The 20,727-nt window shown below is 60.3% G+C and carries 18 protein-coding genes and 2 pseudogenes; 9 read left to right on the top strand and 11 right to left on the bottom strand.

Annotated elements, in window-relative coordinates:
• From J3489_RS25545 to J3489_RS25535, 3 genes are all read left to right on the top strand, one after another.
• The coding region (locus J3489_RS25545; protein ID WP_207002812.1) for a hypothetical protein at nucleotides 1-684 on the top strand (684 nt) is incomplete at its 5' end.
• 12 nt (nucleotides 685-696) lie between these two features.
• Nucleotides 697-1,080 carry a curli-like amyloid fiber formation chaperone CsgH gene (gene csgH, locus J3489_RS38955; protein ID WP_207002811.1) on the top strand — a complete coding sequence of 128 codons (384 nt, stop codon included), beginning with the start codon at nucleotides 697-699 and terminating at the stop codon, nucleotides 1,078-1,080.
• 350 nt (nucleotides 1,081-1,430) lie between these two features.
• Nucleotides 1,431-1,718 carry a DUF1330 domain-containing protein gene (locus J3489_RS25535; protein ID WP_207002810.1) on the top strand — a complete coding sequence of 96 codons (288 nt, stop codon included), beginning with the start codon at nucleotides 1,431-1,433 and terminating at the stop codon, nucleotides 1,716-1,718.
• A 166-nt stretch (nucleotides 1,719-1,884) separates the two neighbouring features.
• On the opposite strand, the gene J3489_RS25530 is transcribed toward J3489_RS25535, so the two are convergent.
• Nucleotides 1,885-3,285, bottom strand: coding sequence for an MFS transporter (locus J3489_RS25530; protein WP_242540288.1), 1,401 nt, complete (start codon nucleotides 3,283-3,285; stop codon nucleotides 1,885-1,887).
• Between the two features lie 58 nt (nucleotides 3,286-3,343).
• A complete protein-coding gene (argE, locus tag J3489_RS25525; protein ID WP_207002809.1) occupies nucleotides 3,344-4,543 on the bottom strand; it encodes an acetylornithine deacetylase in 1,200 nt (399 codons plus the stop codon).
• A gap of 569 nt (nucleotides 4,544-5,112) precedes the next feature.
• Here argE and J3489_RS25520 point away from each other — a divergent pair.
• Complete coding sequence (locus tag J3489_RS25520) at nucleotides 5,113-6,267, top strand: porin (RefSeq protein WP_207002808.1); 1,155 nt, start codon at nucleotides 5,113-5,115, stop codon at nucleotides 6,265-6,267.
• 164 nt (nucleotides 6,268-6,431) lie between these two features.
• Here J3489_RS25520 and egtD read toward each other — a convergent pair whose 3' ends face one another.
• The 4 genes from egtD to J3489_RS25500 form a co-directional block, all read right to left on the bottom strand.
• Nucleotides 6,432-7,391, bottom strand: a complete 960-nt coding sequence (gene egtD, locus J3489_RS25515; protein ID WP_309491426.1) for an L-histidine N(alpha)-methyltransferase — start codon at nucleotides 7,389-7,391, stop codon at nucleotides 6,432-6,434.
• Between the two features lie 46 nt (nucleotides 7,392-7,437).
• A complete protein-coding gene (gene egtB, locus J3489_RS25510; protein ID WP_207002805.1) occupies nucleotides 7,438-8,685 on the bottom strand; it encodes an ergothioneine biosynthesis protein EgtB in 1,248 nt (415 codons plus the stop codon).
• Between the two features lie 387 nt (nucleotides 8,686-9,072).
• The gene (locus tag J3489_RS25505) at nucleotides 9,073-9,366 is read right to left on the bottom strand and encodes an antibiotic biosynthesis monooxygenase family protein (protein WP_207002803.1); all 294 of its coding nucleotides are present in this window, start codon (nucleotides 9,364-9,366) and stop codon (nucleotides 9,073-9,075) included.
• 38 nt (nucleotides 9,367-9,404) lie between these two features.
• Nucleotides 9,405-10,502 (bottom strand): SDR family oxidoreductase, encoded by a 1,098-nt coding sequence (locus J3489_RS25500; protein ID WP_207002801.1) that lies wholly within the window; start codon nucleotides 10,500-10,502, stop codon nucleotides 9,405-9,407.
• Between the two features lie 185 nt (nucleotides 10,503-10,687).
• Between J3489_RS25500 and J3489_RS25495 the strand changes: the two are divergent.
• Nucleotides 10,688-10,843 (top strand): annotated as a pseudogene (locus tag J3489_RS25495) (formaldehyde-activating enzyme); the annotation flags it as partial.
• On the opposite strand, the gene J3489_RS25490 reads toward J3489_RS25495, so the two are convergent.
• From J3489_RS25490 to J3489_RS25475, 4 genes are all read right to left on the bottom strand, one after another.
• Nucleotides 10,840-11,652, bottom strand: a complete 813-nt coding sequence (locus J3489_RS25490; protein WP_207002797.1) for a gamma-glutamylcyclotransferase family protein — start codon at nucleotides 11,650-11,652, stop codon at nucleotides 10,840-10,842. The pseudogene J3489_RS25495 and the gene J3489_RS25490 sit on opposite strands and share 4 nt — an antisense overlap.
• Before the next feature lie 152 nt (nucleotides 11,653-11,804).
• Complete coding sequence (locus J3489_RS25485) at nucleotides 11,805-13,166, bottom strand: MFS transporter (protein WP_207002795.1); 1,362 nt, start codon at nucleotides 13,164-13,166, stop codon at nucleotides 11,805-11,807.
• Between the two features lie 144 nt (nucleotides 13,167-13,310).
• Nucleotides 13,311-14,174: a VOC family protein gene (locus tag J3489_RS25480; RefSeq protein WP_207002793.1), complete on the bottom strand. Its 864-nt coding sequence runs from the start codon at nucleotides 14,172-14,174 to the stop codon at nucleotides 13,311-13,313.
• A 498-nt stretch (nucleotides 14,175-14,672) separates the two neighbouring features.
• Nucleotides 14,673-15,224: a hypothetical protein gene (locus J3489_RS25475; RefSeq protein WP_207002792.1), complete on the bottom strand. Its 552-nt coding sequence runs from the start codon at nucleotides 15,222-15,224 to the stop codon at nucleotides 14,673-14,675.
• Between J3489_RS25475 and J3489_RS37865 the strand changes: the two are divergent.
• A pseudogene (locus tag J3489_RS37865) lies at nucleotides 15,195-15,404 on the top strand (alpha/beta fold hydrolase); the annotation flags it as partial. The gene J3489_RS25475 and the pseudogene J3489_RS37865 overlap by 30 nt on opposite strands.
• 682 nt (nucleotides 15,405-16,086) lie before the next feature.
• On the opposite strand, the gene J3489_RS25470 reads toward J3489_RS37865, so the two are convergent.
• Complete coding sequence (locus J3489_RS25470) at nucleotides 16,087-17,277, bottom strand: porin (protein WP_207002790.1); 1,191 nt, start codon at nucleotides 17,275-17,277, stop codon at nucleotides 16,087-16,089.
• A 533-nt stretch (nucleotides 17,278-17,810) separates the two neighbouring features.
• On the opposite strand from J3489_RS25470, the gene J3489_RS25465 reads away from it, so the two are divergent.
• The 3 genes from J3489_RS25465 to J3489_RS25455 are packed head-to-tail and all read left to right on the top strand — an operon-like array spanning nucleotide 17,811 to nucleotide 20,724.
• On the top strand, nucleotides 17,811-18,617 hold the full coding sequence (locus tag J3489_RS25465) for a GntR family transcriptional regulator (protein ID WP_207002843.1): 807 nt from the start codon (nucleotides 17,811-17,813) through the stop codon (nucleotides 18,615-18,617).
• Between the two features lie 20 nt (nucleotides 18,618-18,637).
• A complete protein-coding gene (locus J3489_RS25460) occupies nucleotides 18,638-19,843 on the top strand; it encodes an ABC transporter substrate-binding protein (RefSeq protein ID WP_207002788.1) in 1,206 nt (401 codons plus the stop codon).
• Between the two features lie 8 nt (nucleotides 19,844-19,851).
• Entirely contained in the window at nucleotides 19,852-20,724 is an 873-nt protein-coding gene (locus J3489_RS25455; protein ID WP_207002786.1) for a branched-chain amino acid ABC transporter permease, read from the top strand.
• The last annotated feature ends 3 nt before the right edge of the window (nucleotides 20,725-20,727 follow it).

The following is a 20,727-nucleotide window of genomic DNA, read 5'->3' as shown; positions in this document are numbered from 1 at the left end:
CAGAGCGGTGTCGCGAACAGCGCCAGCCTTCAGCAACAGAGCGGTGTGTCCAACAACGTGACCGTTTCTCAGTCCGGCGTGCAAAACGGCGCCTCGGTCGCTCAAACCTATGAGACGGCCGACACCGACAACGTAACCCAGAACGGTGTCGCGAACAGCGCCAGCCTTCAGCAACAGTACGGTGGCTTCAACAACGTGAGTGTTACCCAAACCGGTGTGCAAAACCTTGCAGGAGTTGCGCAATACGCCGCGACCGGGAACATGGACACCGTGACCCAGACCGGTGCGCAAAACACTGCGGGAATCACACAAAACTTTGAGGCCTCGGACGCCAACCTGGTGACCCAGAACAGCAACAATACCGGCGCCCCCAATAACACCGCAACCGTGCTTCAGCAGAACGGCGGCTCGAACACGGTTAATGTCAGTCAGGACGACACGGCGGCAAATGTCGGCAACGGTGCCTATGTCGAGCAGGAAGCTGCGTTTTACTCCACTGCGGACGTGAACCAAAGCGGCGGCGGGAACTACGCCCAGACCTATCAAGCCGGCTACTACGACGGCCTGAATGTTGCGCAAAATGGGACGTATAACCAGGCGTATGTGACCCAGGTGGGCAACGCCAACAAAGCGACGGTCAACCAGAACGGCACCGGAAACTACGCAAGCATTGCTCAGCACTAAGTGGTCGCAGCGATGGCGGCCGGCGAGTCCGGCCGTCATCGCATGACAGGCGGAAGCCTTTTTGTCCGGAAGGAGGTCGTGGTGATAGCTGATGTCAATATTCACGTTTGGTTCGACGTGGACACGAATCAGAACTCGAGTTACGTCGTCCCGTACGTCAGGTCGGAGCGCGACGCACGGCTCCAGTATGACTTGAAGATCCTGAACAGCGGCAAGGCGGGAACGTCGAGCATCTCGCAAGGGGGCGCGATAAGCGTGTCAACTGGACAGCCAAAAGCCATCTCGTCTGTCCGTGTGACTCCGCAGACCGGGGGTCACTGCGAAGTCGACCTCACCCTCCGTGAGGGCGACGAGCAGGTGGGGCAATATACTTTTGATTGCGGCGCGAAGAAGTAAAATTTCAGCGATTGGAAATCGTCTGTCAAGCGGTACAACCATGAACCAGGCGATACGCCTGACCGGCAATTCGAGCATTCATACAACACCGTCAGGCGCGCTTTTTGGCCGCCGCAAATCTGCCACTCGCGCATGACCGGAAGGGGTCGACATGCGATGAACGCGAGTGGCGGAGATCGGCCGGGGAGTTGCCTCCTGGGATCGCCGCGCGAATGTCTGATTACGACGATCTGGTGGTCCTCGCGTCCACGTGACGACCCGACAATTGCACGGAGACAGCGTACCGACTGCGTGTGCGGTTTCGTGGCATCATCGTGTGCACCTTCCACACCACTGCAGGAGCGCACGCAATGGCGACTTATATTGTTTTCACACGAGAAAGCACGCAGGATCAGGGCGAACTCGATACTTACCTAAGCAAGGTCGGCGGGACCTTCAAAGGTCACCCGATCAAGATTCTCGCCGCCTACGGACCGCAGCAGGTGCTCGAGGGCGAAGCGCCGGAGGGTGTCGTGGTCGTGGAGTTTCCGTCCACGGCGGCCGCGCGTGCGTGGTATGACAGCCCGGCGTATCAGGAGGTCGCGCAGCACCGCTTCAAGGGAGCGCGCTACCGCGCGGTTCTCGTCGAAGGCGTGTGACGATATTCGGCAACGATCGGGCGCGTCGCGGCGCCCCGGCGTTCCGCGGCCGACGTACCGCCCGTCCGGCGCGTGCGCCGGACGGCCGTGCGCCGAGGATTTGTAACGAACGATCGAAGGGCAAGCGCGCAAAAAGCAGTTCTGCGAGCTGCTAGGCCATGCCGGGTCAGCTGTCCGACAACACAGGTTGTTCCAACACCGCCCCGTCCGGCGATATCTCGCCAACGGCGCGCTTACCCGTCTCGCGCAATGCCTGGGCGGGTACGCAGAGCAGCACGGCCAAACCCGCAAGCGCCAGCAAAGCGGCCAAAAAATAGAGCCCGCTGGTAAAGCTGCCGGTGGTGGTCTTCGCCCAGGCCATGACGGCCGGACTGACGAAGCCGCCGAGCAGCGCAAGGCTGTTGATCAGGGCGATACCACCGGCTGCCGCGGTACCGGACAGGTAGGAGGTTAGCAGCGCAAAAAACAGCGGCATGCCGGTGAAGATCGTCGCGGTGGCGATCGCGAAGGCAACCAGCGCCAGCGTCAGGTTGCCGGCAGTCGCCGCGATCATGACCAAGGCCGCACCGCCGATGAAGGCGCAACCCGCCAGGTGCCAGCGCCGCTCCATCTTCACGTCGGAATGACGGCTGATGAAGATCATGCCCAGTGCACCGATACCGTAGGGAATCGTGGAGTACAGACCGACGTCGAATACATCCTTAACGCCGGCATTCTTGATAATGGTCGGCAGCCAGAAGCTGACCGCGTATATGCCACAGATAATGGCGAAATACACGAACGCAAGCAGGTAAACGCGCGGATCCTTAAGTGCGTCACCAAACGTATGGCGGCGATCCGCTCCGTTCAGTCCGCGCTCGCTAGCCAGATGGTGATCGAGAATGTCTTGTTCGCGACGAGTCAACCATGTGGCATCGCGGGGACGATTAACCAGCACGTACGGCACCAGCAGACCGAGTACAACCGCGGGTATCCCTTCAAGCACGAAAAGCCATTGCCAACCCGCCATGCCGTAGACGCCAGCCAGATGCGTCATGATGGCGCCTGAAACCGGACTACCGATCACTCCGGCAATGGTTATGGCGCTGCTGAATATGCCCAACACGCGAGCGCGGCGCGTCTCCGGATACCAGTAGGTCAGGTACAGGATGGCGCCGGGCACGAAGCCGGCTTCGAATACGCCAAGCATAAAGCGCATGACGTAGAACTCGATCGGGCTGGAAATGAACCTCATGCAGGCCGACACCACGCCCCAGCAGATCAGGACCCGCATCATGGTCTTGCGCACGCCGATCTTCTCAAGCATCAGGTTGCTTGGCACTTCGAAGATAAAGTAGCCGGCAAAAAAAATGCCGGCCCCAAGTCCATACACCGCGTCGCTGAAGCCCAGGTCATGCTGCATCTGCAGTTGTGCGAAACCGACGTTGATGCGGTCCAGATAGGCCACCAAATAACCGACAAACAGGAATGTCACGAGTCTCCAGCTGACCTTTCTGTAGGTTGCGGCCACCTCGCCGTTAGCGTAAGGGGTGCGTTTATCCACCACGCCCGTCATTGATTGGTCCATCAAGTCTCTCCGTCATCTTCAGGGGAACCGGCGATTGCCGTGAGGGAGGGTGCAGGCTTTAGGCGCCAACGCCATCCTGTCCGGTCAGCAGCGTCGCGCTCCTGAGGAAGGCCTCGCACCTCTGCAGTTGTGCGAGTTCGACGAACTCATTTGGACGGTGCGCCTGCTCGATGTTTCCGGGGCCGCAAACTACCGTAGGTACGCCTGCACTTGAGAAGTAGCCCGCCTCCGTGCCGTAGGCGACCTTGCGGCGGACTGCATCGTGCGTGAGTGCCCTGGCCAGCTGGACGATCGCAGACGCCTCCACTTCGGAAAGTGAGGGAGCAGCCCCCAAGCAGGAGAATCTCACGCTGGCTCCATCGAACACGGCTTTCATCTGTGCTTCGAGGTCCGCCCCATACGCCTCGATGACGCGCACCAGATGGCGTACATCGGTGCCGGGCAAGTCCCGGATCTCGAAATCGAACTCACATTCGCTTGGCACCGTATTCAGCGCAACCCCGCCCCGCACCAATCCGGTTTGCGCCGTTGTGTATGGCACGTCGAAATCCTTGTCGAAGGGGCCGGAGCGGCGAAACTCATCGGCCAGGTCGCGGATGAAGCAGATGATCCGGGCTGCATATTCGATCGCATTGACGCCGGACGGGGTCAGCGACGAATGTACAGAGCGGCCCACCACGCAGCATCGATAGTGGTTGATGCCCTTGTGGGCGACGACCGGACGCATGGACGTCGGCTCGCCCACGATACAGCCTGAAGGGCGGATTCCGCGCTCACGCATGTCAGCCAGGAGAAGCGGCACGCCGAGACAACCGACTTCCTCATCAAAGGAAAACGCAAGGTGAACCGGATCCGCCAGTCGCGCGTCGGAAAGCTCTGGTACGAGGGAAAGCAACGCACCCAGGTACCCTTTCATATCGGCGCTTCCCCGTCCGTACAGTCGGTCATCTATGATCACCGTTCGGAAGGGGTCGGTGCGCCAGTCCTGGCCGTCCACCGGAACGACATCCGTATGGCCCGAGAACACAATCCCGCCGTCCACTCGCCCATCTGCGGCCGGAATTGTCGCAAACAAGTTTGCCTTGGTCTTGCGGGCTTCGTAGGTAAGGTGTGTCTCCAGGCCAACGCCCGCAAGAAAGTCCCGGACCGTCTCTATCAGGCCCAAGTTCGAGTTCCGGCTGACCGTCTCGATCTCCACCAGTCGGGAAACCCATTCCTCGGCTGCCGACAGGGGGCTGCTATCGTTGCGTACGTTCATATGCGTTTCGGTGTCTAGGTGACGTTCTGATACTGGTGCGATGGGCGTTTGCTGCGAATCGTGCTTTCAACGGGATGTCAAAGCCAGGGAAAGCGCGACTTCCTCTTCGTGGTCGGTGCGCTCGATGTGGAGCGATGAAAGGCGATGCCTTGGGCGACTTTGACCACGAACGCGGCTAGGAAATACATGGAGTACTCCAAAATAGGGGGCAACGCGATAAGTCCTCGTGATTCGTCTCCGGGTTATTTAACGTATGGCTCATGCTAGAACGTCCAAAATCCCGGGAAACGCTGCAACAGGCAAAGCAGCTTTAACTTCAAGTTGACAATCCTATTCAATACGAATCAGGTCATCGATCACCTCCCAGCCGGGAAGAAGGTGCATACGTTGGCCGTCGATCCGAAGACTCATCCAGTTTTCGTGAACCTGGACGAGAGCAATAAGGTCGCCGTGTTCGAACCGGTTTGACTCATGCGCGGGCGAAGCGGGATCGCTCGCGACTTGTAACGATCCGTGCCTTGTCTCTTTATGATTCGGCGTATAACCGTGGTCTATAAGCAGGAGGAGATATGGAGCGCAAAGCGTTCTTGAGTTGCGTCGCAGGAGGGCTCGCGACGCTGTCAGTCACGCCGTTCGCTCATGCACAAAGCACCGTCACGCTCTATGGTGAGCTGGATGACGCACTTGCCTACTACAACAATGTGGGGAATGGTTCGCTGGTTGAAATGCAGGGTGCGGATATGACGGCCAACAAATGGGGGCTGTCGGGAAAGGAGGATCTGGGCGGAGGACTCAGGGCGATCTTCAAACTTGAAGACGGATCCAACGTCAACAACGGAAAGCTCGGCCAGGGTGGGCGCCTATTCGGTAAGCAGGCATGGGTCGGCCTCGATAGCAGCAAACTGGGGCAACTGGCGCTTGGCCGGCAGTACGATACGACAGTCGACCTCGTCCAAGGTATGACCGGCGACGTCTACAGTCCGGCGTTTTCGACACCTGGAGACGCCGATAACAACGACTCAAAGTTCCGTCTCCAGAACGCCGCCAAATACACGAGCCCGGAATTCGGAGGCTTCCGGCTCGAGGCGATGTGTGGATTGGGCGGAGTCAGCGGCAGCTTCTCGTCGCAGGGTTCGTCGTCGGCCGCGCTTGCCTATGAACATGGTGGTTTCAGCGCGGCGGCCGGGTACATATTCGCCAAGAACGATGGACCTGGAGGCGCGGGTACGGCCGATCAGACGCAGAACAACTCGGTGACGCCGCTCTACGGAAGCGTGCCGTTTGTCGGCTCGCGGATGATCGTTCACGTTGCGGCACAGTACGAATTTTCCGGGTGGACGGCCAACGTGCGCTACAGCAATGCGAAGTGGAAGCCGTACGCGGCGTATTCGGCATTCAACCAGACCGAAACGTTCGATACCGGGGCGGCGACGTTAAGCTACCTGATCATGCCGTCGTTGCAATTGGAAGCCGGTTATACGTATACGCGGTCGAGCGGCGCTTCCTCGGCTACCTACAACAATGCTGCGGCAGGCGCCGAATACTTCTTGTCGATGCGCACCACGCTCTATGCGATCGGCGCGTACTCGCACGCACATGGCACAACCTTCAGTCAGGACGGCAACAGCATCGTGCCGGCGGGTGGAACCGTGGGCGATCTCGCGTCGAGTTCGAGCACGCCGAACCAAGTTATCCTGATATTTGGTTTGACAACGAAGTTCTGATCCGCGAGCGATCGCGCGATTCGTGAAGCAACCTCAATCAGCCGGTGCTCGTCCATCAGGATGCGGGCAGGTTAGCGCTTCCGTGAACACCGCTAGCGGAAATTGAGAGCTGCAACAGCACGAGTGGCGCGAACACGGATGGCGGGAACATGCCGGTAAGTCGCTCAATCATTCACGCTGCGAAGAGGACTCTCTAGCCAGTGCAGGCTGAATAACCTCGCGTCGTCAGTCCATACCGGGCCTGGCTCGAATCCGGCGGACACGGCCATAGCACGAAAGCCTTCGATAGTGAACTTGTGCGAGTTCTCCGTATGAAGGCTTTCGCCTTCTTCGAAGGTGAACTCCCTCGCACCGATTCGCACGACCTGCGTACGCCGGCTCATGAGATGCATTTCCACGCGCCGCTTCACAGGTTCGTAAAATGCGTAGTGCGCGAACTGGCCTAGATCGAAGTTCGCTCCGAGCTCATCGTTAGCGCGTCGAAGCAGATTAAGATTGAAGGCAGCGGTTACACCCTGGCTGTCGTTATAGGCGCGATGCAGCGTTTGCGCATCTTTCACCAGGTCGACGCCCACGAGCAAGCCACCACCGCGCAGCAAGCGGGCCGCAAGACGCAGAAACGCCGCTGCATCTACGAGGTCGAAGTTGCCGATCGTCGAGCCCGGGAAAAACCCGATCCGTCGCCCCGGCGATGCCTCGAGACCGGCAAGCTGCTCCTCTCTCATGTAATCGGCTGCCACCGGCTGCACTCGCAATTCCGGGTAGTCCGCACGCAGCCTACGCGCCGAGCTTTCGAGATGCTCGGCCGAAATATCTACGGGCAAGTAGCATCGCGGCGCATCGCGTGCAGGGAAGGCGTCGAGCAGTAACCGGATTTTCGCGAGCGAGCCTGCGCCGAACTCCACGATCTCGGATCCCGGTCCGATGCATTCCGCCAATTCGCGCGAGTGGCGCGCGAGAATCCCAAGCTCCGTGCGCGTCGGGTAATACTCGGGCAACTCACATATGCGATCGAAGAGCGCCGAGCCCGCTGCATCGTAAAAGTACTTCGGCGCTATGCTGCGAGTCGTCTTCGACAATCCGTTGACGAGATCGCGTTCGAATTCCTCCGCAAACGCGCGCACTTGCGCGCGTTTGTGGCCTAGAGCGGCGCCGGCTGGCCTCGTTGCTTCAGAGGTCTCGTACAAGACGTACTCCCGAGAATTGCCAGCGCGCGGCCGGCGGGAAAAAATTGCGGTAGCTGCGGCGGGCGTGCCCGGGCGGCGTCGCTATGCTCCCGCCACGCAGCACTATTTGCCCGACCATGAACTTGCCGTTGTATTCGACCACGATGCCGGGCAGTGGTCGGAAGCCCGGATACGGATCGTACGACGAACGCGTCCATTGCCAGACGTGGCCCGTCATCTGCGTGATGCCGGGCGCGTCGAATGCGGCTTCCCACTCGAATTCGGTCGGGAGCCGGGCGCCCGCCCATTCCGCGTAGGCTGCCGCCTCGAAGAAGCTCAATTGCGAAACCGGCGCACGCGGGTCCAACGGCTGAAGGCCGTCGAGCCCAAATATGAGCCAGCTCGACGGATCGTTCGCGCTCCAGCGGTCCTCCGCCTTGTGCCAATAAACCGGCGCCGCGAGCTGCTCTCGCTGAACGATGGCCCACCCGTCCGATAGCCAGAGTTCCGGACGCTCATATCCGCCGTCGGCGACGAACGCAGCATAATCGCCGCATGTTACGAGACGGTGCGCGATTTCATATGGCCGTAGCAAGACCTCGTGACGAGGCAGCTCGTTATCGAAGCAAAACCCTTCCTCTGCGTGACCAATCCCGACGACGCCCCCTGGCCGGCGCAGCCACTCGACCGGCTGGAGTGCGAGGGGCGCCCCCGGCGTGGACTCGGGACGCCGATCGCACCCGTCATGCCGCGAGTCCCGATAGGCGGGCATCAGTGTATTGCACGAGAAGGCATGAAGGATGTCCGTCAGGATCAGTTCTTGATGCTGCTGCTCATGGTGAAGGCCGAGCGTAAGAATTGGCGCGATCTGCGCGAGCGCTTGCGCATCGGCCGATTCGATCAAGGCGAGCACTGCATCGTCGATATGACGCCGATAGGCATGGACCTCGTCGAGCGTCGGTCGCGTCAGCAATCCCCGCCGCGCGCGCTCATGGCGCGGACCCAGCGCCTCGTAGTACGAGTTGAAAAGAAACGGGTACTTCTCGTGAAACAGGGCATAGCCTCGTGCATGAGGATTGAGCAGCGCTGTTTCGAAGAACCATGTCGTATGCGCCAGATGCCACTTCGTCGGGCTTGCATCGGTCATCGACTGAACTTGCTGATCTTCCGGCGAAAGCGGGCGTGCGAGCTCGAGGCTGTAATCGCGCACTTCACGAAACGCCCGCTTTAACTCGGACACACTGCGGCTCATCGGTTTGCTCCTGTTCGTCGTTCCGCCGCCGCGACCCAACGCTTGATTCGCTGGGCGTCGATCGGGGTTGCGCTTTTTGGTCGTTACCGAGGTAGTATAAAACGTCGCGCTTTTCGGCGCGCGCCGGCACCGTTGTTGAAAGGATCGTATCGGGCGGTTCGGCTCTTGCCGCTCACGTTGTGATGAGCTCGGCCTAGCGTTTCAACGCACAGTCCGCGTCATAGGCGGGAGGAGCCGGGTAAACGGGGCGCGGCGTCGCATACGCGGGGCCCAGAACGCCGATGCCGAAATCGATGAGTACCCGCCCGGCCGATCGCCGGGCAGGAACAAGACCTCGGACTCGCTGTTCATAAGATCACATGCGACGGGTACACACAGCCAGCGATCTTACCCAACAGCGACCTCAGTGTGATTGACGACCGGCGGCTTCTCGAAGAACGGGCCCACGAGCCGACGCCATTCTTGGAAATCTGCGGACTCGCGGAAGTGCACCATATGGTCATCGACCGTATTCCATTTAACCATCAGCACGTAACGGTTTGGCTGTTCGACCGTGCGATGTAGTTCGACGCCGCTGCAGCCGCGTGCCCGCGTAAAGAGCGGAACCGCCTTCGACACGGCGGCCTCGAAGTCAGCCTCCCTGCCTCGAATCACGTCGATGTGCGCCATTTCATAGACCATAAGTTTCTCCTCTCTCCGCGTTGCGCGCCACCACGTCCTCATTGCAGCGCCGGTGGCAAAAGCTTCAGATCGATGAAAGCCTGGAGGGCGTCACAGAACGCATCCCGGGTGTCGACCGCAGCGTTGAATCCGGCCTTGCGAAGCTTGATGGTGCTGACAAAGGCGACGGGGCCCGCAGGGGCACCATATGCAAATGCAAAGTCGGCGTGTTGATCGCCCTGTCCGACAAACGAATGAAGATCACCACTCGCAAGGCCGTATTTGGCAACGATCTTCGCCCAGACGTCGGCGTTGTTGCGAATGTACTGCGCCACACTGGTAGGCTCATTATCTCCCACTTTCACCCCTAGCGTCTTCGCCATCGCCGGCCACACGCTTCGCCATTCGAAGACATCGCCGTTGGTGACGTTGAAGATTTCATTCGCGGCCTGCGGAGATTGCGCCGCCCACAATATCACCTGGCCGACGAGATCGGCGTCGGCCATTTCCCAGACGAACGACGGGCCGCCGGGAAAGCTGAAGGGCTCGCCCTTCTCGCGGCGAATAGCGGCATACACACCGATGGCCGGGAGGACGTTGAGCGCCCCGGGCGTCTTACCAGTGACGAGTTGAGGGCGCAGCACGGTGTAAGTGAAACCGTGCTTCGCACCCGCGTCGCGAACGTAGTCCTGCTGATCGAAGAAGAAGTTCGCGTGATTGTCGCGCGGGTCGCTTTCCCGTGCCGGGATGGCGATGGGGTGAAGGTGGACGCCGTATGCCTTCGTTCCCTGCAGGATAGACACGTGCTTGAGCGTCGACTTCCCTGCAACGAGGGGCTCGATCACGTTGCGCAGCATCGCATTGTTGATGGCGATCTGTTCTGCGTTCGACCAACCGCTCACCAGATCATTGGCATTCTCGTAAATTGCCGCATACGCAACGTGCGTAATGCCCGCAAGCGCAGACAGCGCCTCGCGGGCCGCTTTCTCATCACGCAGGTCCAGAGGGATAAACTCAAAATCCCGGCCACTCGGCAACTCCGGCTTGCGCCTCGAAATTCCGACGACATCCCAGCCCGCGGAGAGAAAGGATTCAATAGCGGCTACGCCTATGAGTCCGCTCGCTCCCGCCACTAAAACTTTATTTCTCGTGTCCATTTCGTTCCTCAAATTCCGTCGTTTCTGACCCGGCCCAAACATTCACATTGGATTCTGAAAATGTCGAAATCTGTCTGAGCGCGCTTCGCAACTGGCAGTTGCTTAGGCGGAATTTAGTCTCGTCGCCCATCGTGTGCTAGTAGTGCGCACGGAATCACGGTTATTCCATTCAGTAATATTCATTCTTGACCAAGAAGGACATACACCGCACGAACTACGAGGCGACTAAGCTCGCGATCGCGCGCGCGATGAGCAACGAACCGAGCGTCGAGACGCTGATCGCCGACGGCCACAAGATCAAGCACGACATGGACGACCGGAGCGCAAAGCGCGCGGCCTAGCGACCGTGCGCCTCCCGGAGGCACACATCGCCTTTGCGTTTGGCGATGGCGGCGCTCGCGGCGGCATAGTCCTCGGAGAACGCCCGCTGCGCGAAGCAGGGGGCTGATGTCGCGAGCAGTGCATCGATTGTCGCGAACTGCTTGTCGTACACCCAGGGCCGGCGTGCGACCGTGCGGTCGTTAAGCCAGTAGGGACTCCAGTCCCGGGTCGTCTCGATGATCTCGCGCGCGAATTCCGGCCCGTATTCGAGCCCGCCCTCGATCACGACATCGATATACGACTCGACGAGCGGATACCTCGCGTCCGGAACCGGAAGCCCTTCGCCCGGCGCCTTGCCTTCGGCCTTCGGCACGTAGACCCAGACAGTCCCATGCGCCGGCATCGGCTGCCATGACACGGCTTCGATGAGCGCGCGCGGCACCTCGACGCGCACGTATCCCTTTTCGCGCTCGTCGAACGCGGACATGTCGTTCCCGACAACGGGATAGATCACTCCATTGATCGTCATCGGCGCCTCGCCCTCGACAGGGCGTCGCAGGCCGAGCGCCGTGAACCCCGAGCGCGCGCGGTCGCTCCAGCTGCGCACATAGCCGAACGCCGCCGAAACGCGCACTGGAATCGCCGCAACCGGTTCGCCGGCCGTGGCGTTGCGCGACGGCGTGTTGATGAGCGAGCCGTAGCCGAAGATGAACTGCGTCGGCTGATCGGGAAGACGCGTTCCCCAGAAGTCGGCGGACTGCGCATGCGCCGCCGAGCCAATGAGCGCCAGCGCCACAACGAATCCTCGAATCTCTGCCATCGCTGACATCGTCAGATCTCCGACCAATGCGTTGCCGCAGATGATCGCCTCTGCCGGGCCGCACGGCAACTGCGCGCGTCAAGATGGCGAGCGCACGGTCGTGCTCGGCACAGTTACCGATATTCTTTTGCCTTAACTATCGTTTGCTCGCTGACGGTCCCCTAAAGCCTGACGGAACCAGGGAGCGCTCGAGCAACTTCAGACGCCTTGAGCGCAGCCTCATAGCGTCCCATGCCAAACATGCTGAGTGCAGCAACGATAGTGGGAATCGCTACCAGCACGAACATGGCGGGCAGGCCCAGATGCATGGCTAGCAGCACTCCGCCAACCACCGAGCCCACGATCGAACCCACCCGGCCAATGCCTAGCGCCCAACTCACGCCGGAGACGCGGCTGGAGGTCGGATAGTAGGCCGCCGCCAACGCATTGACGCCAGTCTGCGAGCCGCCCGTCCCAAGACCCGCCCCAAAGACTGCGAACACCAGCATCGGCAACGACGAAGCGACGCCGATGAGCAGGATGAACACGGTGGCAATAAGGTAGGAACTTGCGAGCACCCGACAAGGATTGTGCCTGTCCATCAGGCGGCCGATCAGCACGGCGCCGACCGTGCTGCCCAACGGCAGCGCCGCGGTGATCAGCGCAGTCATACCTAGCGGGACGCCTGTGTTGTTGATGACCGTCGGCAGCCAGCTGGTGAGCAGGTAATACACCAGCAGACTCATGAAGAAGGTGAGCCAGAGGCAGACGGTGCCGATGATCATGCCTTTGCTGAAAAGGTTGCGGACCGGAGCGCCCTTGACCTTGTTCTCGGGGACAGTGAACGTCGCATGATCGAGTGGCTCCTGCGGCGCGATGCGCCGGAGCGTGCGAGCCACCTGCGCCTGCATCCGGCCGGACAGCGCCAGGTACCGGACAGACTCGGGCAGCAGCCACACCAGAACCGGCACCAGCACCAGCGGCATTGCTCCGCCGAATAACAGCACGCCCTGCCAGCCATGCAGGGGCAGGATCTGCGAGGCGACCACGCCACCCAATGCTCCGCCTAACGTGAAGCCGCAGAACATGCTCGTCACCAATAGCGAGCGCTGTTTCTCCGGACCGAATTCGGACGTTATCGTGATGGCCGTCGGCATGGCTCCGCCGAGACCCAGGCCGGTCAGGAATCGCAATAGTATGAGTTCGCGCAGAGAAGTCGCGTACGCGGACCACAGGCACATGGCGCCGAAAAACGCCACTGAAAGGCAGAGTATGGGCTTGCGCCCGAACCTGTCGGCGAGCGGACCGAACAGGAGCGCGCCTATCATCAGACCAAACAGGCCACCGCCGAACACAGGCGCCAATTGAAGTGCGCTCAATGCCCATTGCTTCCGGATGGCAGGCGCGATAAATCCGGCGGTCGCCGTATCGAAACCGTCGAACGCGACTGTCAGGAAACACAACGCGACGATCAGAAGCTGATACGTCGACAGCTTGTGCGAATTGATGAAGTCCTGAACATCGACCGTTCTGATTGTCGCCATGGCGTTCTCCCTGCAGTCGCGGAATCCAGGCTGTCTTGGAGTTGGGTGCCTGCAGGAAGCCTGCGCCCGCGCGTTCTCAGCACGCCGTCTCCGGCGGCCTTGATGTTCTCGCGCGATCGATAATGAATCGAATCAGGTCGCGCGTCAGGTTTGAAACTCTGGAATGTCGGGTTTGGCGCCCCACATGCAAAAGCCGGTGGAATCGAACGGAAACCGGCGAGGACACCAGGTCGCCTCCTCGTCCGGCCTGATCAGGCGAACGCCCGTCGAATATTCATAAGTCATTCCGTCAGGCCCCTCGAAGTAAAGAAAGATGGCGCCCGACGTCGGATGCCGTCCCGGACCAAACCGGATCGGTATCCCTTTTTCACGCAGGATGTACCAGGCACGCATGAGGTCGTCGATACTTTCAACCTGGTGATTGATATGTTGAATGCCGGCGAACGAAGACGGGAAGAGGGCGACCCTGTGATGCACCTCGTCGATCCTCAGCAGCGGTGCAGGCCCGATCCAGTCGCTAACGCGCGCATTGCACAGTTTTGTCCAGAAGATCTCGTCGCGTCGAGGATCGCTGGTGCGCAACCCCACATGGCTGAAGCCGGTGATTCCGGCGTCGCGTGACGGAAAATAACGGCGGCCGCTATGCAGGGCGCCGGACACCAATTCGATCTGGTTGCCTGACGGGTCCCTGAAACTGATGAAGTCGCGTACGCGACGTCGGTCGCACTCGTCGTGACTGCCGGCGTGTATGCGGAAACTGTTCTGCTCCAACACCGCACCCGCATGCTCGAGCGCCTCGTTCGTGACGACATCGAATGCGATGGTATGGTCGTTCGGATCACCCTCGAAATAGACCAGCGTGTGATCGCGCTCATCGGAGCGCAGGTAGGCCCAGCCGCCCTCGCGGCGCACCAGCTGCAATCCGAGGATATCGGCGGCATACTTCGTCGCGGCGTCAATGTCGCGGGTACCGAGCCGAACATACCGGAGCTCGTGCAAATTGATCATGAACGGGACCCTGCGGTTCGCCTATCCACAAGGATAGGCGGCATTATCCCTGTGTGTGCACGATGTTCGTGGGTGCTCGCCCTGGGCCTGCTTCGGGCTGGAGACGGAAAGAACGGCTGGCCGGTGAAGGGTTTGATGCGGCGCTCCTCCGGAGCGGACGGGCGGAAGCCCGCATGAGTTCAATTGTCATTGCGAAGTTTTTTCGGCCATTCAAAACAGCACGCCGAAAGTCTCTTGATAGCCGACCACTGCCCGACGCGGCCGGCCGAATCCGACCCGTTACCGGCATTCAGGCTCACGCAGTGCCTACCGCCGCTTTCAAGGTTTGACGGCCATGGCGCATCACCGCCCGGCCCTCCTGTCGGCCTGCGCAAGCCCGTTGTCAGCCTGAACCCACCTTGGGAGGAAGGGCCGCCGCGCTCGCCACGCACGCGCATGCGGCCGACGCTCGCCGCCCGTCCGGCGCGCCGACCGCTGCCGGGCGTGGACGTCATGCCGTCACTGGCCGCGGAAGACGCTGTTCTGGATCTGCTGCAGCTGGCCTGAACGTTCGGAGCTGATCATATCCTGATTGACCTGTTGGCGCGTCAAGCCCTGCGGCGCGCCCGCGCCGACGCCTGGCGCCACGCCGCCCACGTCCTGGGAGGCGGATTCGGTCGCCTGCGGCTGCACTTGCGCCTGCAGCTGCGCCTGCGCCTGCGTCAGTTCCTGTGCCCACGCGCTGGTCCCGATGAGCGCGATCGTGACGACCGCGGCAAGTCTGAGCGTGTTCATGACGAATACCTCCGCGAAAAAGATGGAGAGCGCCAGCAAATCGCTGGCGAAAGGGTGACGTCGAACCCGGTGGCTTGCGCCGCTCCGCCCGGCCCGGATCAGGTAAGCAGATGGTGCAGCGCAAAGGCCCGCGGCGCCATGGACGCCAAATGAAGAAATCATTAAGAACACGATGCCCGCCCCGCTCGCGATGGCAGCGACGGCGACGCAACTCAAAAAGTATCGTTCGATCGTTGGTTTCTTCGAACGCTGACCCCGCATCACGAGTTTTTCCATGGCGAAGGCACGCGTGCGGCGATCGGCAAGATGGTGCCGACACTCCGTTTCTCCGACCTCGACACCGACGTGATGAAGACGCTCGACGTGCCGTCGCTCGTTCTGTGGGGAGCCAAGGATCGCTGGATTCCGCCTACGCATGCAGCGGAATTCGCCAGCGAAGCGCATGGTGTACGTACTTCGACCTCGAAAGGCCACTCATCGCCGTTGCCTCTGCGGTTGTTAACAGTTTGTTCGAATCGGTCACGACGTGCCCTTGGGATGGATGAACGGACGCCATTTGCGCCATGCATTCATCGTGCCTTCACGACGTGGAGAGGGTCCTAGAATATAGCTGTGGACCGTTTCCAGGCACCCTCCTCGAGCGCCGGACCAGCGGGGGCTACCTCGCCTGACGTGATCGACGAGTCGAACCGGTGTTTGGTCGCCCCGAACTGACAAGTCGCGTCTACGAGGTCGAGCCGGTCGATCATGAATTTAAGGAGACGACATGAACGCGGTGTGCCCGCTGCACGGGCCAACGAAAATCATCGGCACGAATGCGTACGGATTTCCCGTCTATGCGTGCTGCTGCGACGACGTGAGCTATTTGACGTCACCGGATGCGTGTACGAGGGCACCGACGCAACGCGGACGTGACCCACAACCCGAACAACCGAAGACGAGGAAAGAATGACACTGACGATCAGCTTGCCGTCTATTTGGTGACCGGCTGGCCGGAACTGAGCACCGCAATGTCCAGCCTGCGGGTCGGCTAGCAATTCTCCATGTAGCGGTGATCTGCCGCATGCCCCAGCCGAACAAAGCCACCCCAACAGCCCCGTCGGCGTCGCCGTCTTCCGGCCAGTCCCGGCGCCTCACGTCAAAACTTGTGCCGCATCCCTACACGCAGCACGACCTGGTGATTGTCGCTCGACGGAGTCACACCATTGATCGCGGCAACCGCCTCACTACCGGTCGAATCCGTACCGGACGCCTTTTGATAGATCCCGACGGCGTAGACATCAGTGCGTTTTGAAAGGAAATAATCCGCGCCGATCTGAGCCTGATGATAGGTCGCGCCATCCCTGCCGCTTACCGAGCTGCCTTTGGTGTAATCGTAGGCAGCGCCGATGAGGAACGACGGAGTCAGTTGATACTTGAAGTTGGCCTCGACGTTGTTGAATATCGCCGTACCCCGATTGCCGAATGGATTCGGCCCCGAGCCTCCGCCACTGAGGTTGTCGAAACGCGTATTCGAGTACGTACCGCCGAATGTGGCCGCGCCGTACGTGTACGCGCCGCCGGCCGCATAGACTTCCTGTGTGCGCGCATCGGCAAAACCCGAGAACACTGGCGAGGCAATATTGTTCAACGTTGCAAGCGGAGCCGAACCGGTTGTGTTCGCAAGTGCGCTGGTGCCGTAAAACGAAGTATTCGGATTGCGAATGTTCAGATAGCCGACGCCGAGTCCGAGCGGGCCGCGGTAGTAAGAGCCACCCAGCGACCAGATCCGGTTCTGGCTGAGGTGACCTGCCACGCCGCCGGGGCTGTACACGCCACCGACCGTGAAACCGCCGTAGTTGTTGCTCGTGTACTTGATGGCATTGTTGACCCGGTTCGAGTTGTTGATATTGTCGAGGTCGCCCGGATGCGCGGTATAAAAGCCGCCCCATTGATCGCCCACTTCGAACAGGCCGACGTAGTCGACCACGGAATCATACTGACGCCCAAGCGTCACCGTGCCATACCGTGTGCCTAGCCCGACGTACAGCTGGCGCCCGAATTCGAGCCCGCCCTGGCCAAGTTTGCCGCTGCTCAGATCCATGCCGCCTTCGAGGACGAAAAGCGCTTTCATGCCGCCACCCAGGTCCTCGCCACCTCGCAAGCCCCAGCGGCTTGCCTGAATCTCGCCGCTCACGAGGCTGTACTGGCGCGCGCCATGCGAATTGTTATTGAAGGTCAAGCCTTCGTCGACGATCCCATAAAGCGTGACGTTGCTCTGCGCCTGTGCGACCGCCGCATACGTGCCGAGCGCTCCAATTACTCCGGCAATAAAAAGTGTTTTTTTCATCCTGTTTCCAGACTTTATCGTTTACGTCGAGTCCTTTGGTGCGAGGCCAAGGACGGGTTTCACGGTCATGATTCGCCGGCCGAGAGGCGAACTACAAAATAGGCTTCCTAAAGAAAGGAAATGAAAAAGATATGGGCGTAGCTATCTGAAGCTGGCCAATCGCCATAGCGCACTTAAGCGCGCAATCGATCCGCTTCGCTTTCTTTCGCTTCACTACCAGTCGATTGGCATTCGTCACCACGGCTCATTCCGGTTGTGACGAAAATTAAGCAACCTATTTTGTCTTGTCAATAGAACATTTGAATCGTGAAATGTCCTGCAGAGGCGCGAAGCGTTGAGCCTTCTGCAAAGCGCAAGCTGCTGAGTGTTTTCCCCGTGGAACAAGCTGCATGCCGCTTGTTCTACCGTTCGTCCGGGCTTGCGCATTCACGACTGCCGGCCATTGTTCTCATTAGCGTTTACGATGTAGGACAATCTTTATTTTCCAATTTGTTCTATTGACCCGACATTACGACACAACTAGAGTGAATCTCATGGGAACAACGCTACCTCTGCCGAAGTATCACCAGATCTACCTGGTGCTGCGCGAACAACTGCAGGAAGGACGCTTCGACGAAGAAGGCGTGCCGGGCGAACATCTGCTCGCTGAGCAGTTTGCCGTCGCGCGCATTACGATCCGCAAGGCAATGGAAATGCTGGTTGCGGATGGGCTGGTAACGCGCCGGCCCGGCGTGGGCACGTGGCCGCTTCGTATCGATATCGGAAAGAAGTTGAGCAAATCGAAAGCCGCGCCGGGTTCGCGCGAGAAAGCGCACCTCACCGGTCTGCTCGAGAACATTGTCAATATGGGATTGCGTACCACGGTCGAAGTGATAGACAGCACGGTGGTGCTCGCTTCGGACGCAATTGCAGAGGCACTGCATCTGGCCGTCGGCGATCCCGTTTACAAGAGCATTCGGGTGCGTAATACGTCAGCGGGGCCAGTGTCGTTCATCACGACACACGTGCCGGAGGCCGTCGCCGAAATCAATCGCCGAGACCTCAAGCGCAAGCCCATGCTGATGCTGCTGGAGGAGGCTGGCGTGCAACTCGGAGGAGCGACGCAAACCATTTCGGCGCGACTTGCCGATGCAGTGGTTGCGCGCCATCTCGATGTGGCGGTCGGCTCGGCGTTGCTCGCCGTCACCCGTCTGGTGCGCGACACCGACGAACGTCCGGTGCAACTGCTGCAGGGTCTGTACCGGCCTGACCGCTATCAGTATCAATTGCAGCTCTCGCGAATTGGCGACATCGACGCCAAGGTCTGGGTCAGCGAAGAACTGTCCGCCACATTCAACTAACGCAATCCTACGGAGATCGCATGAGTTCGCGTCGCACATTCCTGCGTCGGTCCGCCGCCGCGGCAGCACTGGTTGCAGCACCTTGGGTCGCCCGCGCGGCAAGCGCCAAAAGCATCAAGGTCGGCGTACTGCATCCCGTCACTGGAGCGTTGGCCTATTCGGGGCAGCAATGTCGCCTGGGTGCGTTGCTGGCTATCGAAGACATCAACAACGCAGGCGGTATCAAGTCGCAGGGCGGCGCGCTGATCGAGGCCGTGCTGGGCGATGCGCAATCGCGCCCCGAGGCGGGTGCGGCCGAGGTCGAGAGGATGAACGAGGCGGGCGTATCGGCGATCGTCGGCGCCTATGCATCGGCGATCTGTCTTGCCACGACGCAGACCGCCGCAAAGTACGGCTTGCCGCACGTGGTCGATGTCGGCGTTGCCGATCAGATCGTCGAGCGCGGGTTGACCAATACGTTTCGCTTTGGTCCCGGCTACCGGGTGTGCAGCCAGCAGGCGGTCGACAACCTCAACGCGCTGAACACGAATGCGGGCAAGGCGGCTAAAACCGTGATGATCGTGCACGAAGATTCGCTGTTCGGCACCGGCACGGCTGCGTTGCTCAGCAGCGAGTTGCCGAAGTACGGTTTCGAGATCAAGGAAGTCATCAAGCATCCGAATCCGACGCGCGACTTCAACAACATCGTGTTGCGCATGCGCGCGGTCAATCCCGACATCGTGATTCCGGCCAACTACTACAACGAATACGCGCTGCTGCTGCGGGCGATGAAGCAACAGCAAGTTCGCCCGAAGGCAATCTATTCGGTGTTGGGCGGCGCGGCGTCGAGCTACAAGTTTCTGAAGGAATTCCCGGATATCGCGGACGGCATCATCGATTGCAACCATTGGTTCAATCCGAAGGATGCGCGTGTCGCGCCGTTGCGCAAGCGGGTCGAAGCAAAGGGTGCGTATTTCTCGTACGAAGTGTTCATGACCTACACGGCGATGATGCTGCTCGCCGACGCGCTGGAACGCGCCGGATCCGCTGATCGCGCTGCGGTCAATGCAGCGCTCGCATCGAGCGCCTTCAAGGATCACATGATGCCCTATGGTCCGACGCATTTCGTCAACGGTCAGAACACGGGCGCGCAACCGCTTCTCACGCAGGTGATCGGTGGCGACATCAAGGTCGTGCTGCCGCCGGCCTATCGCGAAGTCGCGCCGCAGTTTCCACTCAAGAGCTGAGGCATCGCATGTTCGATCCGGTGATCCTGTTTTCGGCGCTGCTCAATGGACTGACGACGGGCGCGGTGTACGCACTGATCGCGCTCGGTCTCACGCTGATCTACGGCGTGCTGCACATCATCAACTTCGCGCATGGTGCGGCATTGATGGTCGCGCTGTATGCGGTCTATCTGCTGAAGGAACGTCTGGGCATCGATCCTTACGTGGCTTTGCCCATGGTGACGCTCGGCATGTTCGCGTTCGGCTATGCATTGCAGCGGTTCGTGATCAATCGCGCGAGCCACGGCAAGGACGAAAACATTCTGCTGGTCACGCTCGGACTGTCTATCGTGCTTGAGAACCTCGCGCTCGTGTGGTTCCATTCCGATACGCGCAACATCGAAACGTCTTATATGCTGGCGACGGTTGAAATCGGTCCGGCCGTGATCGCCCTGCCCAAGGTCATTGCTTTTTTCGGTGCGCTGGTGGTGGCGGCCGTGCTGTTCCTCGTCATCCGGATGACGGACCTTGGCCGCGCGATTCGCGCCGTATCGCGCGAGAAGCACGGCGCGAAGCTGATGGGTATCGACGTCGACAAGGTCTATGCGCTGTGCTTCGGAATCGGCATGGCGTGTGTCGGTGCGGCAGCTTGTTTCCTGTTGCCGACGTACTACGTCAATCCGCAGGTCGGCGATGGCTTCGTGCTGATCGCGTTCACGATCGTCGTGCTGGGCGGCATGGGCAGTTTTGCCGGCGCATTGATCGGCGGTCTGCTGATTGGCGTGGTCGAGTCGTTAGGCGGCTTGTGGTTCGGTGATTCGCTGGGCCAGATGGGCATCTTCGCGATCTTCATCGTCGTGCTGCTGATGCGCCCGCAAGGGCTATTCGGCGTGAGGACCTAAGCG

Origin of the sequence: Trinickia mobilis (genome assembly GCF_017315705.1) — a bacterium.
Classification (GTDB): Bacteria; Pseudomonadota; Gammaproteobacteria; order Burkholderiales; family Burkholderiaceae; genus Trinickia_A; species Trinickia_A mobilis.
This window is presented reverse-complemented; position numbering and strand designations above follow the sequence as displayed.

Excerpts from the sequence above, each read along its gene's own strand:
- J3489_RS25490 (WP_207002797.1), bottom strand. The coding sequence starts at position 11,652 with ATGTCAGCGATGGCAGAGATTCGAGGATTCGTTGTGGCGCTGGCGCTC.
- J3489_RS25530 (WP_242540288.1), bottom strand. The coding sequence starts at position 3,285 with ATGGACCAATCAATGACGGGCGTGGTGGATAAACGCACCCCTTACGCT.
- J3489_RS25470 (WP_207002790.1), bottom strand. The coding sequence starts at position 17,277 with ATGAAAAAAACACTTTTTATTGCCGGAGTAATTGGAGCGCTCGGCACG.
- J3489_RS25505 (WP_207002803.1), bottom strand. The coding sequence starts at position 9,366 with ATGGTCTATGAAATGGCGCACATCGACGTGATTCGAGGCAGGGAGGCT.
- argE (WP_207002809.1), bottom strand. The coding sequence starts at position 4,543 with ATGAACGTACGCAACGATAGCAGCCCCCTGTCGGCAGCCGAGGAATGG.
- J3489_RS25460 (WP_207002788.1), top strand. The coding sequence starts at position 18,638 with ATGAGTTCGCGTCGCACATTCCTGCGTCGGTCCGCCGCCGCGGCAGCA.
- J3489_RS25500 (WP_207002801.1), bottom strand. The coding sequence starts at position 10,502 with ATGGACACGAGAAATAAAGTTTTAGTGGCGGGAGCGAGCGGACTCATA.
- J3489_RS25480 (WP_207002793.1), bottom strand. The coding sequence starts at position 14,174 with ATGATCAATTTGCACGAGCTCCGGTATGTTCGGCTCGGTACCCGCGAC.
- J3489_RS25485 (WP_207002795.1), bottom strand. The coding sequence starts at position 13,166 with ATGGCGACAATCAGAACGGTCGATGTTCAGGACTTCATCAATTCGCAC.
- J3489_RS25465 (WP_207002843.1), top strand. The coding sequence starts at position 17,811 with ATGGGAACAACGCTACCTCTGCCGAAGTATCACCAGATCTACCTGGTG.
- egtB (WP_207002805.1), bottom strand. The coding sequence starts at position 8,685 with ATGAGCCGCAGTGTGTCCGAGTTAAAGCGGGCGTTTCGTGAAGTGCGC.
- J3489_RS25520 (WP_207002808.1), top strand. The coding sequence starts at position 5,113 with ATGGAGCGCAAAGCGTTCTTGAGTTGCGTCGCAGGAGGGCTCGCGACG.
- J3489_RS25535 (WP_207002810.1), top strand. The coding sequence starts at position 1,431 with ATGGCGACTTATATTGTTTTCACACGAGAAAGCACGCAGGATCAGGGC.
- csgH (WP_207002811.1), top strand. The coding sequence starts at position 697 with ATGGCGGCCGGCGAGTCCGGCCGTCATCGCATGACAGGCGGAAGCCTT.
- J3489_RS25475 (WP_207002792.1), bottom strand. The coding sequence starts at position 15,224 with ATGGAAAAACTCGTGATGCGGGGTCAGCGTTCGAAGAAACCAACGATC.
- J3489_RS25455 (WP_207002786.1), top strand. The coding sequence starts at position 19,852 with ATGTTCGATCCGGTGATCCTGTTTTCGGCGCTGCTCAATGGACTGACG.